We start from the raw sequence: 13,667 nt of genomic DNA, 5'->3' as shown, positions 1-13,667 counted from the left end.
AGCCAGCATCTGGCAGCGTGTAGCTGCCAAGGGTTTCAACAAGAGGATCCGGATCCATAAGAACGTAATGAGAACATTTTGTGGGGTCAGTCAACCTCCGCTCCGGGAGTTCAGCCCTGAAACGAAAATGCCGACCCTGTCGGATCGGCATTTCTCAGTTTCAACAATTTCAATGACTTAGCTTTCAGTGGTCATTTAAGCCCCACCCAAAGGTCGTTTCTGTGGGTCAAATGGCTCTCAATTGCCCGCTGTCACATCACACCTACAATAAGGCGCATTATATCACCCACACTTACTATGCCCGCAGCTCCCGCAGGTCATGCAGCCTTCGACCATCCGCATGTCGAACTGACCGCAAGACGGGCAGGACTTGCCGCGCGGGGCGTCGAGGCCGACGACCTTCGCCTGCGGGTCGGTCTTCAGACCCATGCCCTCTCCCGCGATGAAGCCGGTGGCGATCATGTGGCGCTCGATCACGCCGCCGATGGCCGCGAGGATCGAGGGGATGTATTTGCCCTGCATCCAAGCCCCGCCGCGCGGGTCGAAGACGGCTTTCAGCTCTTCCACCACGAAGGAGACATCGCCGCCACGGCGGAACACGGCCGAGACCATGCGCGTCAGCGCCACGGTCCAGGCGAAATGCTCCATGTTCTTGGAGTTGATGAAGACCTCGAAGGGGCGACGATGACCGTTTAGCACGATATCGTTGATGGTGATGTAAAGCGCGTGCTCGCTGTCGGGCCATTTAACCTTATAGGTGTTGCCCTCCAACTCGGCGGGGCGGTCCAGCGGATCGGACATATAGACGATCTCGCCGCCTTCGCTGACCTGATCGGGACTGTCGGCGGGGGCCTTGTCGCTCTTCTCGGAAGAGACGCTCAGAACCGAACCGGTTACATCGTTGGGGCGATAGGTGGTGCAGCCTTTGCAGCCTGTGTCCCACGCCTGCATGTAGACGTCCTTGAAGGCATCGAAGGAGATGTCCTCGGGGCAGTTGATGGTCTTGGAGATCGAACTGTCGATCCATTTCTGCGCCGCGGCCTGCATCTTGACGTGATCGGCGGGCGGCAGGGTCTGGGCGTTGACGAAATAGTCGGGCAGCGGCGCGTCACCCTTCAGCTCGCGCCACATCTGCACGGCGTAGTCGACGACCTCTTCCTCGGTCCGGCTGCCATCTTTTTGCAGCACCTTGCGGGTGTAGGCATAGGCAAAGACCGGCTCGATCCCCGAGGACACGTTGCCCGCGTAGAGGCTGATCGTGCCGGTGGGCGCGATGGAGGTCAAAAGCGCGTTGCGGATACCGTGTTCGCGGATCGCCTCGCGCACGTCGTCGTCCATCTGCTGCATGGTGCCGGAGGCGAGGAACTTCTCGGCATCGAAGAGCGGGAAGGCCCCCTTCTCTTTCGCCAGATCCACGCTCGCCAGATAGGAGGCGCGGGCGATGGCTTTGAGCCATGCCTCAGTCTGGGCCGCCGCCTCGTCAGAGCCGTAGCGCAGGCCGACCATCAACAGCGCATCGGCAAGGCCGGTGACGCCCAGACCGATGCGGCGCTTGTTCTGCGCCTCGGCAGCCTGTTCGGGCAGCGGGAAGTTCGACACATCGACCACATTGTCCATCATGCGAACGGCGGTGGCGACCAACTCGCTCATCGCGTCTTGGTCGAGATGGGCGTCGTCCTCGAAAGGCTGTGCGACCAGACGGGCAAGGTTGATCGAGCCCAGAAGGCAGGCGCCATAGGGCGGCAGGGGCTGCTCGCCACAGGGGTTGGTGGCGGCGATGGTCTCGCAATAGTTCAGGTTGTTCGCGGCGTTGATGCGGTCGATAAAGATCACGCCCGGCTCGGCGTAATCATAGGTCGCCTGCATGATCTTGTTCCACAGATCGCGCGCCTGCACGGTCTTGTAAACCTTGTCGCCAAAGAGGAGGTCCCACGAGCCGTCGGCCTTCACGGCCTCCATGAAGGGGTCGGTGACCAGCACGGACATGTTGAACATGCGCAGACGCGCGGGGTCGGACTTGGCGGCGATGAAATCCTCCACATCCGGGTGGTCGCAGCGCATGGTCGCCATCATCGCGCCGCGGCGGGAGCCTGCGGACATGATGGTGCGGCACATGGCGTCCCAGACATCCATGAAGGACAGCGGGCCGGAGGCATCCGCCGAGACGCCCAGCACATCCGCGCCGCGCGGCCGGATGGTGGAGAAGTCATAGCCGATTCCCCCGCCCTGCTGCATGGTCAGCGCGGCCTCTTTCAGCATGTCGAAGATGCCGGACATGCTGTCGGGCACGGTGCCCATGACGAAGCAGTTGAACAGCGTCACGCGGCGCGCGGTGCCGGCGCCTGCGGTGATGCGGCCCGCGGGGAGGTATTTGAAATCCTCCAGCGCGTTGAAAAACTTGTCTTCCCAGACGTCCGCCTTCGATTCGACCTGCGCGAGGTCGCGGGCGATGCGGCGCCATGTGTCCTCCACCGTGACGTCCTTCGGGGTGCCATCGGCCCCTTTAAAACGGTATTTCATATCCCAGATTTGTTCGGCGATCGGGGCGGTAAAGCGGGACATACAACGGTTCCTTTGAGTCGTGAGGGCAGCACGAATGCGACTTAAGAGTTGGCATCGATACAACAGGCCGGGCTGATTTCTCAACGCCGAAAATGCAGATCGGCTGGAATTTATTCTTCAGCCTACCACAATACCTTGCTAGCTCCGAAGGAGAAACTACTATATAAAGGCGCATTCTCAGGCAGCGCTCCGGGGGAACTTTTGGATAACTACATCAATCTAATCAAACTTTCGGTCGGCACCGAAGGCGTCGAAAGCCTTGCCAAATGGCAGGCGCGCAAGGACGTGCGCACGCATGACGGGCTGCCGCGCCATGTGACCCGCATGTGGCCCAAGCGCGAGGCCGAGATTCTCAACGGCGGCTCGATCTATTGGGTTATCAAGGGTGTGATCCAAGCCCGCCAGCGCATCGTCCGGCTGGAGGAGGTCACCCGCGCCGACGGCATCCGGCGCTGCGCCATCGTGCTGGACCCCGAGATCATCCGCACCCAGAACAGCCTGCGCCGCGCCTTTCAGGGCTGGCGCTACCTCAAGCCCGAGGATGCCCCGCCCGACCTGCCCGAGGGCCGCGAGGCCGAGGCGGAACTGCCCGTGGAATTGAACCGCGCCCTGGCCGAGATCGGCGTGCTCTGAGCCTCAGTCGGCGTAGAGCGCCTCGATCTGATCCCCATAGAGTTCGTAGACTTTGGCTCGGCGCACCTTCATCGTCGCGGTCACCTCGCCGTCGTCGTGGTCAAGCTCCTTGCGCATCAGCCAGACCTTTTTGACCTGCTCGACTCGCGCCAGATCGCGGTTCTGCTTGGCCACTTCCGCGTCAATCAATTCCTGCACCTTGGGGTGTTCGGCGAGCGAGCGGAAAGTGGTATAGGCGATCCCCTGCCCTTCGGCCCAGAGCCGCACCGTATCCATGTCGATCTGCACCAGTGCTGTCACATAGGGCCGCTTGTCGGCCACGGCGACGACCTCCTTGATGAAGGGGCTAGCCTTGATGACATTCTCGATATGCGCGGGCGCGAGGTTCTTGCCCGCGGCGTTGATCATGATGTCCTTCTTGCGGTCGATCAGCGTGATCGAACCGTCGGCCTCCTCGCGGCCCACATCGCCGGTGTGCAGCCAGCCGTCGCGGAGCGTATCGGCGGTGGCCTTGGGGTTCTTGTAATAGCCCTTGAAGATGGTCCCGCCCGAGAACAGCACCTCGCCATCCTCGGCGATCTTAGTGCGCACCCCGCTGACCGGGAAGCCAATGCGGCCGTCACATTGGCCCCAGGAGGGCTGGATCGTGCCCACACCCGAGGTCTCCGACATGCCCCAAGCCTCGCGGATATTCACGCCGATACCGCGCATGAACCCCAGAAGCTCGGCGCTGATCGGTGCGGCGGCGGAGATCGCGAAATTGGTCCGCCCGAGGCCCAGATAGCTGCGGATATGACGGTAGATCAGCGCGTCCCAGAAGGCATGGGCCAGCCGGTCCCCGGCGCTCCATTTGTCGCGTCGGATCATGCCGCGCCGCTGCGCGCCCTTCAGCGCCATCAGCGTCATCGGCCCCTTGATGCGCCCGGCGGTCTGCGCCTGCACCAGCACGCCCGCCTGCATCTTTTCCCAGATCCGCGGCACGCCGAAAAAGACCTGCGGCGCGACCTCCCGCAGATCGAGCGTGATGGTCCTCAGGCTTTCGCCAAAGTTCATCACGAATTGCTGCGCCAACCCGTTGATCACCGTCACCGCCTGTTCCGCGATGTGGCACAAGGGCAGGTAGCTCAGCACATCCGTCCCGGGCGGGTAGTCGCCGAAGACATCCCGCGCCACGCCCACGCCCGCGTGGATGTTGCCATAGGAAATCTCCGCCGCCTTGGGCAGGCCGGTGGAGCCGGAGGTGAAGACCATCATGGCGGTGTCATCGGGCTCGATCCCCGCCTGCCGCGCGCGCAGGTCGTCTTGCAATTCCGAAAGCCGCGCCCGGCCCCGGTCGAGCAGATCGTCGAAACTGATCAGCCCCAGCAGATCCTCGCCCCGCGTGCCCTTGGGGTTAAAGATCACCAGTTGGCGCAGCTGCGGCACCCGGTCACCCAACTCCTTGATCTTGTCGAGCTGTTCCTGATCCTCGATGAACAGCACCGTGCTGTCCGAGGCGTTGATCAGATGCTCCAGCTCTGCCGCCGGGCTGGTGGGATACATGCCCACGACGACGCCTGACGCGGCGTTGATGCCGAACTGCGCCTGCACCCATTCGCTGCGGTTCTCGCTCAGGATGCCGACGTGATCGCCCGCGGTCAGCCCCAGATCGACAAGCCCTGCCGCCGCGGCCTGCATGATCTCCTGCAGGCCCGCCCAGGTGATCTCGTTCCAGATGCCGAATTCCTTTTGCCGCATCGCCACCCCGTCGGGGCGGTTCTTGGCATGGTTGTGCACCATGCGCACCAGCGGCGCGAAATCGCCCTTGAACTCGTCGAATGCCATCACGGGCCTCCCTAGCTGAGCCAGCGTTTGCGGCGCTTGTAATGTTTCACGTCGCGGAAGGACTGCCGCGCGCCGCCCTCCTCGCCCATGCCGAGGTAGAAGGACTGGATGTCCTTGTCGCCGCGCAGTTTTTCGACATCGCCCTCCATGACGATCTGGCCGCTTTCCATGATGTAGCCGTAGTCGGCCACCGAAAACGCCACCCCGGCGTTCTGTTCCACCAGCAGGATCGCGGTGCCGTCCTCCTGGTTCAGCCGCTTGATCGTGTCGAAAATCTCCGCCACCACCTTGGGCGCGAGGCCGAGCGACGGCTCGTCCATCAGGATCAACTCGGGCCGCGCGATCATCGCCCGGCCGAAGGCCAGCATCTGCTGCTCCCCGCCCGAGAGATAGCCCGCGATCTGCCGCCGCCGCTCCTTCAGCCGCGGGAAGAAAGCATAGACCTTGTCGTAATCCGCCTTCGCCTGCCGCCGGTCCAATGCGTATGAGGCGGCAATCAAATTGTCCTCCACCGTCATCTCGCTGAAGATCCGCCGCCCTTCGCGCACGTGAAACAGCCCCTGCTGCACCAGACGGTCGGGCTGGATCGACATGATCGACTGGCCCTTGAAGGAAATCCGCCCCTCGCCGACCTCGCCGTTCTCCAGCGCCAGCAGATTGCTCGCCGCCTTCAACGTCGTGGTTTTGCCCGCGCCATTGGTGCCCAGAAGCGTGACGATTTTACCGTCCGGCACCTCGAGCGACAGCCCGCGCAGCGCCTGCACCGTGTGGTGATAGGTCACTTCGATGTTCTCGATGGTCAGCACGGGCGCTCCTTTTTCTAGGGTGTGGGGCGCCCGCGGGACGCCCCGCATTATCAAACGGTGAACCAGTCCGATTTTGGCGTGAACAGCCCATCCTCGGGGTTGTAGCCATAGACCCGGCCGGTCCCGATGGCGTTGTTCTCCATGCTCACCGGCCCGCCGAAGAAACCGCTCGAATCCCAGTTTGAGATGCCCGAGAGCTTCTCGGCGATATTGTCCGGGGTCAATTCCAGCCCGGCCTCGGCGGTGTCGCGGAAGGCCTTCATGGCAATCTCAAGCCCGCACATGGTCTGGATCGCCCATGTCGACATGTAGTTCTCCAGGGGCGTGCCCGCGAACATCTGCTTGCTGAGTTCCGCATACTGCTGATAACGCGGCGCGTCTTCGCGGTCGTAGAAATAGCGGTAGGGCATGACGCCCTCGTAGCCCGCAAGGAATGGACCGGCCTCGGCGGTGATCCGGTCGGCGATCAGCTTCTCCATGCCCCAGAAGGTGCCTTTGAACTTGACCGGCAGACCAAACTGCCGCGCGCCGCCGATCAACTGCGGCCAGACGCCGGTGACATAGCCCTGCAGGATGCAGTGATCCGCGCCGGATTGCGCCAGCTTGGTGACATGGGTGGGAATGTCGGCGCCCTCGGCCTTGGTGCTTTCCTCGAGCACGACCTCGAGGCCAAGCTCCTCGGCGGTCTTGCGGCCATGCTCGATCGGATCGCGCCCGAACTCGGTGTTAGAGAAGATGAAGGCCACCTTCTGCCCGCCCTCGTTCTTGATGTTCTGCAGCAGGATATCGAACTGGCTCTGATAGGTCGGACCCGAGAGATACTGGTAGGGGTGCGTCTCGGGGTTGGCCAGTTCCGAGGCAAAGGAGGTCGAGCCCATGATGCGGGCGTTCTCGCCCTTGAGTTCAGGCGCGATCAGCTTCATCGCGCCGGTGCTGTCGGCGAAATAGCCAATCATGTTCTTGCCCTCCGAGGCCAGCGCGCGCTGGTAGTTATTGAGCGCGTTCTGCGGCACGTAGCCCGAATCCTCGGTGACGAAGCGGATGGGCACACCGGCCACGCCGCCCTCGTCGTTGAACAGTTTCGCAGCCATGGCGAAGGCAGGCGCGACCAACTGCCCCGCTGTGGCGAAGGGCCCGGTGAGCGGCAGCGAGGCGCCGAGCACGTATTCCTTGGGCTGGGCGCGCAGGATCATCGGCGTGCCCATGGCCGCCGTCGCGGCGGCGGTGGTGGCGAGGAAGGATCGGCGGTTCATGGTCATCTGGTCTTCTCCCTGATGTGGCCTTGTGAATTCTTACCCGCGCGCAAACGGCCAACGGTTTGCGGCGCGCAGGATACGGTCGACGATCTGGTTGATGCCCAAGGGTTCCTTGAGCAGGAACAACACCAGCAGCACGCCGAAAGCGATCTGCTGCAAGGGCGCGCGCAATTGCCCCGCGCCGGCGCTGTCACCGGCCAGCGCGCCAAAGAGCACTTTGATAAGTTCGGGCACCATCACCACGATGATGACCCCGAAAACCGGCCCCATCGTGCGCCCCATGCCACCGATGATCAGCGCCGCCACAAGGTTCAGCGACAGCGCCAGTTCGAACTGTTCGGGCAGGATGCGGGCGTAGAAATAGGCGAAAAGCGCCCCCGCTAGGCCACAATACGCGGCCGAGAGGGCAAAGCTCATCAACTTGTAGCGCAAGAGCGAGATACCGAGGATCTCGGCGGAATAGTCGCGGTCACGAATGGCGATGAAGGCGCGACCCACCCGTGTGCGGATCAGGTTCTGCGCCGCAAGTAGCGAGATCAGCCCCACCACTGCGATCAGGCCGAACATCTCGCGCTTGGTATCCAGCTCCCAGCCCAGCAGGTTGGGCACATTGGTGTTGAGCCCCACCATGCCACCGGTCCAGGGGGCAAAGAGGTCTTCCTCGATCAGGAAGATCACGATGAAATTCGCCGCCAGCGTCGCCACGGCGAGGTAGAGCCCCTTCACCCGCAGGCTCGGCAGGCCGACCAGCACGCCCACGGCTGCCGCCAGCGCCACCGCCAAGGGCACCGAGACGAAGGGCATCAGCCCCGCCGGGATCACCCCCGCCCCGAGGTTGCCGAAGATCGTCACCGCATAGGCTCCGATGGCGACGAAGGCACCGTGGCCCAGCGACACCAGACCGGTATAGCCCGTCAGGATGTTGATCCCCACAACCGCGATCAGCAGGATGCCCATCTGGCTCGCGATCAGGATGAGGTAGTCGTTCCCGAACAGCGTGAACAGCACAAGCGCAAGGATCGACCCGTAAACGAAGGCCTGTTTGTAGCGATTGTTCAGCACCCGCTCGTCGGCGGCATAGCTGGACTTCAGGTTGGCGTTGATCATATCCGCTCGACCTCCTTTTGCCCCATCAGCCCGTGCGGCCGCCAGATCAGCACCACCAGAACGGTGACATAAGGCACGATCTCGGCCCAGCCGCCGCCCATCTGCCACTGGGTCATCGCCTCAAGCACGCCGACGACCATCGCGGCGATCAGCACGCCCACGTAGCTATCCAGCCCGCCCATCAGCACGATCGCCAGCACCGAGAAACCGAAGAGGCCGAGGCTCGGCGAAATGCCGTTGCGGGTGGCGAGGATCGCCCCCGCGATGGCCCCGGTGGTGCTGGCCAGCACCCAGGCGCGGGAGAAAACCTTGGGCACTGAAATACCCATGGAATAGGCGGTCGACTGGTCCTCGGCCGTGGCGCGGATGGCGATGCCGCCCTTGGTGAACTTCACGAAGGCGACCATTCCGCCAAACAGCAGCAGCGCCACGGCCATGTTCACAAGATCGGTGCCGAAGAGGAAGATCATCGTGCCGAACAGTTCGAAGCGGATCGGCATGTTGGGCGCGATATAGGGCACGCTTGCCGCATCCGCCGTCCAGATCAACTGCGCCGCGCCCGAGAGGATCGAGATCAACCCCACGGTCACCATGATCATGGCGAAGATTGACTGCCCCATCAGCGGGCGCATCAGCACCCGCTCGATCACCCGGCCAAGGATCGCGTTGCAGACCAGCGCCCCCGCCAGCCCCAAGAGGATGCGCGGCAGGTTCGCCACCCAGTCGAGCACTGCCGCCACGGGCGAAAACATCGGCAAATCGCCCCGCATCTCGACCATCCAGCCGGGCTGCCACGAAGCCAGCCATGCGGGCGCCCAAGGCTGGGCGGGAACGATCACGGCGAAGGTGAAATAGAAATAGGCCCCGAACATGATCAGGTAGCCATGGGCGAAATTCACCACCTTGGTGGCCTTGTAGACGCTCACGATCCCCACGGCGATCAGCGCGTAGATCGCCCCGGCCATCAGCCCGTTGATCGCAAATTGCACGAACTGCCCCATCAGAGCGCCTCCCTTTCCTTAGCTTCGGAATTTTTCAAAAATTCCGGGCCGATTTCTTTCAAAGAAATCGTCATGCCGCGGCCCCCAGATAGGCTTCGATCACCGCCGGGTTGTTCGAGACCTCCTCGGGCGTGCCGCTGGCGATTTGCTGGCCGAAGTTCAGCACGACGATGCGGCTACAGATGTCCATCACCATGTGCATGTCGTGTTCCACCAGCAGGATCGTGGTGCCGAATTGCTCCTGCACGTCGAGGATGAAACGCGCCATGTCGGCGGTTTCCTCGCGGTTCATGCCCGCCACCGGCTCGTCCAGCAGCAGCACGCGCGGGCGCATCGCCAATGCACGGCCCAGTTCGACCCGTTTTTGCAGGCCGTAGGGCAGCATGGTGATGGGATATTTGCGGATGTGGTCGATCTCGAGAAAATCAATCACCTGCTCCTCGATCTCGCGGCGCAGCTCCAGCTCGGCCTTCTGCGCCGCGCCGAAATAGCGCAGCGCCTGCCAGACATTGGTTTTGAGCCGCGTGTGCCCACCAAGTTTGATATTATCGAGCACGGTCATGCCGCGAAACAGCGCGATGTTCTGAAAGGTCCGCGCGAGGCCAAGCCCCGCGCGCTTGTCGGGGCTGAGCGTCGTGATATCCTGACCATCAAAGGACACGCTGCCCCGGTCGGGCCTGTAAAACCCTGAAATCGCATTGAAAAGTGAGGTTTTGCCCGCGCCGTTGGGGCCGATCACCCCGGTGATCTCTCCGGCCTTGGCTTCGAAATTCACCCCCTGCAGCGCCTTGATGCCGCCAAAGGACAGATGCAAATCCTCAACCCTCAGCAATCGCCCACTCCCATGCGGCGACGGCTGCGGCCCCCCGCAAGGGGCGCGTGACATCCGATCATCGACGGATCCTCCCTATGTCCCGACCCCTGCCCCTTTTGGCGGTGCTTGTGGTATCGGCCTGTTGACCCTTTCACCCTATCCGAAGCGCGGCATCTCGCAAGTCTTTCGATAAGACGCGCGGCAAAGCGCCCCCGCGCCGGAGCGGCTCGGAAGGTGCAATGCCATGGAAGGGATGGGAAAAACCCGGGGCTGTGACGCTACGTCAGGTCAGCTGTGCGATCAGGGTTTTCAGCGCTTTGCGGCTGTGATCCTCTAGGGGCGCCATGCGCGAGCGCCAAAGCGTCGCCTGCGATTGCAGGATCAGCCCGTCACTGAGGATCTTCAGGTGATTGGCGCGCAGGGTCTCCCCGCTGGAGGTGATATCGGCGATGGCCTCGGCGGTCTCGTTCAGCACCGTGCCCTCGGTCGCGCCTTGGCTGTCGACCAGCGCGTAGTCGGCCACGCCATGGGTGCGCAGGAATTCCCGCACCAGCCGGTGATACTTGGTGGCGATGCGCAGGCGGAAGCCGTGTTCGGCACGGAAGGCGGCGGCGGCGGCGTCGAGATCGTCCAGCGTGTCGACATCGACCCAAGCCTGCGGCACGGCGATGATCAGGTCGGCATGGCCGAAGTTCAACTCTTCCAGCGGTTCGACCAACTGATCCCAAAGCGCCAGTTTTTCCTGCACCAGATCGGTGCCGGTGACGCCCAGATGGATCCGCCCTGCCGAGAGTTCGCGCGGGATTTCACCCGCCGAGAGCAGCACGAGCGAGACATCCTCGATCCCCTCGACCTTGCCCGCATATTCGCGGTCGGACCCGGTCCGTTGCAGGCTGACGCCGCGCGCGCCGAACCATTCAAAGGTCTTCTCCATCAGCCGCCCCTTAGACGGCACACCCAGTTTCAGCGTCATTGCCCGGCCTCCAGTTCCAGCATCAGGCCGGGGCGCATCACACCGCCCACCGCCGGGATTTCATCGCCCTGCCCCAGCCGCCGGGTCAGCGCATCATAGCGCCCGCCAGAGGCGATGCTCGGCAGATCGGGCCGTGAGGCGGCGCGGAAGGCAAAGACGAAACCGTCGTAATATTCCATCGAAGACCGGCCATGGCTGGCTTCAAAGAGCAGCGCGTCGGTGTCGATCCCGCGGGCGCGCATCGCATCGGCGCGGGCCGCGACACGGGCCACGGCATCGCCGATGGCGGGCATGTCGACAGCCAGATCGCGCAGGCGGCTCAGCGCATTGGGCAGGGTTTCCCGCACCTCCAACAGCGCCTCGAAAAGGTCGACCTGCTGTGCAGAGATCGGCGGCGTCTTCGCATCCTCGCGCAGGGCCGCGACGCGGGCTTCGATCTCGGCGCGGGAGCGCAGCCCCACCATCGGCGCGTCGCATGTCACCTCGGTCTCGGCCAGCAACGCCTTGCGCCCCGCGGGCACCGGGCTGCGCCCGGCATACCGGTCAAGCAGCGCGCGAAAACGGCGCGGGCGCCAGATGTGACGCATCAACGCCTGTTTGCGCGCAGGCGATGTGCCCAAGCCCTGCACCGCCGCCATCAGCACGCCGATGTCGCCGGTCACCGGGCGCACCGGCAGCCCCTGTATCGCCTCGGCGATCAGGGCGAAAACCTCGGCATCCGCCGCCGCCGGATCGGCGCGGTCGAAGACCTCGAAACCCACCTGAATATACTCATTGGCGCGGTTCGGGTCGTGTTCCTGACGGCGGAAAACCTCGCCTGAATAGGTGTAGCGCGCGGGCTCGGCCCCATGGGCCATATGCATCTGCACCACGGGCACGGTGAAATCGGGGCGCAGCATCTGCTCACCGCGCAGCGCGTCCGAGGTGACATAGGCGCGCGCACGGATATCCTCGCCATAGAGGTCCAGCAGCGTGTCCGCCGGTTGCAAGATCGGCGGCTCGACCAGAACGGCGCCCTGCCCCTCGAAAATCGCGCGCAGGGAGGCCGCGCGCGCCAGCGTTTCGGAACGTGTGGGCATCAGCTTGTCCGATCCAGAATATCGCGCACCGCTTTGATCAGATCGCCGCGCGGCACCTCATATTGGTTGGGGCGCTCTTTCCACTCGTCATGGCTGGCCTCTTGCGCCAGTTGCGCGCCCAGCACCATGTCCTTGATCTGCACCACGCCGCGGTCCTTCTCGTCACCGCCTTCGATGACCACCACGGGGCTTTGCCGCTTGTCGGCGTATTTCATCTGGTTGCCGAAGTTCTTCGGATTGCCCAGATAAACCTCCGCCCGGATGCCCGCCTGCCGCAGCTCGGCCACCATGGCCTGATAATCGGCCATGCGGTCGCGGTCCATCACGGTGACGACAACGGGGCCGGTCGCTTCGGCCTCAAGCCGCCCCTTGGCGGCCAGCGCGGCGAGCAGACGGTCGACACCGATGGAGACGCCGGTCGCTGGCACTTCCTGCCCGGTGAAGCGTTTCACCAGATCGTCATAGCGTCCGCCGCCCGCGACCGAGCCGAAGTTCCGCGCGCGGCCCTTTTCGTCTTTAATCTCGAAGGTCAGTTCGGCCTCGAAGACCGGGCCTGTGTAATAGCCAAGGCCGCGCACGACCGAGGGGTCGATCTCAACCCGGTCGGGGCCATAGCCGCCCGCCGCCAGCAGGTCCGAGATGAGTTGTAACTCATCCACGCCCTGGACGCCGACCTCAGAGCCTGCCACCAAGTCGCGCAGCCGCGCCACGGTATCGGCACCGGTCTCACGCTTGGCCTGCATGAAGCCCATCACGACCTCGGCCTGCGCCTCGCCCAGCCCCGCGCCCTTGGTGAAATCGCCGCTCTCGTCCTTGCGGCCCTCACCCAGCAGCGCGCGCACGCCCTCCGGCCCCAGCCGGTCGAGCTTGTCGATGGCGCGCAGCACGATGCCGCGCTCGGCTTCCTTGTCGTCGCCCGCAAGCCCGGCCACTTCGAGCACGCCGTTCAGCACCTTGCGGTTGTTCACCCGCACCACATAGTCGCCGCGCGCGATGCCCACTTCCTCAAGGCAATCGGCCAGCATGGCGCAGATCTCCGCATCGGCAGCGACCGAGGGCGCGCCCACGGTATCGGCGTCGCACTGGTAGAACTGCCGGAACCGCCCCGGCCCGGGCTTCTCATTGCGCCAGACCGGGCCCATGGCGTAGCGGCGGTAGGGCATCGGCAGATCATTGCGGTGCTGGGCATAGACCCGCGCCAAGGGTGCGGTCAGATCATAGCGCAGCGCGAGCCAGTCACCGGGCTTATCGCCCTCGGCATCCTCTTGCCACGCAAAGACGCCCTCGTTCGGGCGGTCAACGTCGGGCAGGAACTTGCCAAGCGCCTCGACCGTCTCCACGCCTGAGCTTTCCAGCGCGTCGAACCCATAGCGGTGATAAACGGCGGCGATCTTGTTCAGCATCTCGGCCCGATGGGTCACCTCGGTCCCGAAATAATCGCGGAACCCTTTCGGGGTTTGCGCCTTGGGACGGGGGGGTTTCTTGGGCTTTGCCATGGCAAGGATCCTCGGTGCATCAATTGGCCTCGCGTCTAGCCCAAGCCCCCCGCAAGAGCAAGCAACGCGGCATCCCGCCCCTGTCCCGCGCCGCCGGTCCGTGCTAGATCGCGCAA

11 protein-coding genes are annotated in these 13,667 nt (G+C 63.8%); 1 reads left to right on the top strand and 10 read right to left on the bottom strand.

Annotated features, from left to right (window positions below; all coding sequences use genetic code 11):
- Positions 1 to 282 precede the first annotated feature (282 nt).
- On the bottom strand, positions 283 to 2,562 hold the full coding sequence (locus tag J7392_RS08830) for an adenosylcobalamin-dependent ribonucleoside-diphosphate reductase (RefSeq protein ID WP_209217205.1): 2,280 nt from the start codon (positions 2,560 to 2,562) through the stop codon (positions 283 to 285).
- A gap of 201 nt (positions 2,563 to 2,763) precedes the next feature.
- Between J7392_RS08830 and J7392_RS08825 the strand changes: the two genes are divergently transcribed.
- Positions 2,764 to 3,195 carry a DUF1489 domain-containing protein gene (locus J7392_RS08825; RefSeq protein ID WP_209217204.1) on the top strand — a complete coding sequence of 144 codons (432 nt, stop codon included), beginning with the start codon at positions 2,764 to 2,766 and terminating at the stop codon, positions 3,193 to 3,195.
- Positions 3,196 to 3,198: 3 nt separating this feature from the next.
- Here the strand turns inward: J7392_RS08825 and J7392_RS08820 are convergent, their stop codons facing one another.
- The 9 genes from J7392_RS08820 to hisS form a co-directional block, all read right to left on the bottom strand.
- Complete coding sequence (locus J7392_RS08820; RefSeq protein WP_209217203.1) at positions 3,199 to 5,019, bottom strand: long-chain fatty acid--CoA ligase; 1,821 nt, start codon at positions 5,017 to 5,019, stop codon at positions 3,199 to 3,201.
- An 11-nt stretch (positions 5,020 to 5,030) separates the two neighbouring features.
- Positions 5,031 to 5,873, bottom strand: coding sequence for an ABC transporter ATP-binding protein (locus J7392_RS08815; protein ID WP_209217202.1), 843 nt, complete (start codon positions 5,871 to 5,873; stop codon positions 5,031 to 5,033).
- 2 nt (positions 5,874 to 5,875) lie between these two features.
- Entirely contained in the window at positions 5,876 to 7,084 is a 1,209-nt protein-coding gene (locus tag J7392_RS08810; RefSeq protein WP_247744512.1) for an ABC transporter substrate-binding protein, read from the bottom strand.
- Positions 7,085 to 7,117: 33 nt separating this feature from the next.
- Positions 7,118 to 8,188, bottom strand: a complete 1,071-nt coding sequence (locus J7392_RS08805) for a branched-chain amino acid ABC transporter permease (protein WP_209217201.1) — start codon at positions 8,186 to 8,188, stop codon at positions 7,118 to 7,120.
- The gene (locus J7392_RS08800) at positions 8,185 to 9,189 is read right to left on the bottom strand and encodes a branched-chain amino acid ABC transporter permease (protein WP_209217200.1); all 1,005 of its coding nucleotides are present in this window, start codon (positions 9,187 to 9,189) and stop codon (positions 8,185 to 8,187) included. The genes J7392_RS08805 and J7392_RS08800 overlap by 4 nt, the downstream gene beginning before the upstream one ends.
- Before the next feature lie 70 nt (positions 9,190 to 9,259).
- Positions 9,260 to 10,075 (bottom strand): ABC transporter ATP-binding protein, encoded by an 816-nt coding sequence (locus J7392_RS08795; protein ID WP_209217199.1) that lies wholly within the window; start codon positions 10,073 to 10,075, stop codon positions 9,260 to 9,262.
- Positions 10,076 to 10,286: 211 nt separating this feature from the next.
- Entirely contained in the window at positions 10,287 to 10,976 is a 690-nt protein-coding gene (gene hisG, locus J7392_RS08790) for an ATP phosphoribosyltransferase (RefSeq protein WP_067624598.1), read from the bottom strand.
- Positions 10,973 to 12,055, bottom strand: coding sequence for an ATP phosphoribosyltransferase regulatory subunit (locus tag J7392_RS08785; RefSeq protein ID WP_209217198.1), 1,083 nt, complete (start codon positions 12,053 to 12,055; stop codon positions 10,973 to 10,975). The genes hisG and J7392_RS08785 overlap by 4 nt, the downstream gene beginning before the upstream one ends.
- Positions 12,055 to 13,551 carry a histidine--tRNA ligase gene (gene hisS, locus J7392_RS08780; protein ID WP_209217197.1) on the bottom strand — a complete coding sequence of 499 codons (1,497 nt, stop codon included), beginning with the start codon at positions 13,549 to 13,551 and terminating at the stop codon, positions 12,055 to 12,057. Before hisS ends, J7392_RS08785 begins: the two co-directional genes overlap by 1 nt.
- Positions 13,552 to 13,667: the final 116 nt, after the last annotated feature.

This window comes from Sulfitobacter sp. R18_1, from assembly GCF_017743915.1.
Lineage (GTDB): Bacteria > Pseudomonadota > Alphaproteobacteria > Rhodobacterales > Rhodobacteraceae > Sulfitobacter > Sulfitobacter faviae.
The sequence above is the reverse complement of the archived record's forward strand: the minus strand, read 5'-3'. Positions and strand labels throughout refer to the sequence as shown.

Coding starts and splice junctions, on each gene's coding strand:
- J7392_RS08830 (WP_209217205.1), bottom strand. CDS start 2,562: ATGTCCCGCTTTACCGCCCCGATCGCCGAACAAATCTGGGATATGAAA.
- J7392_RS08820 (WP_209217203.1), bottom strand. CDS start 5,019: ATGGCATTCGACGAGTTCAAGGGCGATTTCGCGCCGCTGGTGCGCATG.
- J7392_RS08815 (WP_209217202.1), bottom strand. CDS start 5,873: ATGCGGGGCGTCCCGCGGGCGCCCCACACCCTAGAAAAAGGAGCGCCC.
- J7392_RS08810 (WP_247744512.1), bottom strand. CDS start 7,084: ATGACCATGAACCGCCGATCCTTCCTCGCCACCACCGCCGCCGCGACG.
- J7392_RS08805 (WP_209217201.1), bottom strand. CDS start 8,188: ATGATCAACGCCAACCTGAAGTCCAGCTATGCCGCCGACGAGCGGGTG.
- J7392_RS08800 (WP_209217200.1), bottom strand. CDS start 9,189: ATGGGGCAGTTCGTGCAATTTGCGATCAACGGGCTGATGGCCGGGGCG.
- J7392_RS08795 (WP_209217199.1), bottom strand. CDS start 10,075: ATGTCACGCGCCCCTTGCGGGGGGCCGCAGCCGTCGCCGCATGGGAGT.
- hisG (WP_067624598.1), bottom strand. CDS start 10,976: ATGACGCTGAAACTGGGTGTGCCGTCTAAGGGGCGGCTGATGGAGAAG.
- J7392_RS08785 (WP_209217198.1), bottom strand. CDS start 12,055: ATGCCCACACGTTCCGAAACGCTGGCGCGCGCGGCCTCCCTGCGCGCG.
- hisS (WP_209217197.1), bottom strand. CDS start 13,551: ATGGCAAAGCCCAAGAAACCCCCCCGTCCCAAGGCGCAAACCCCGAAA.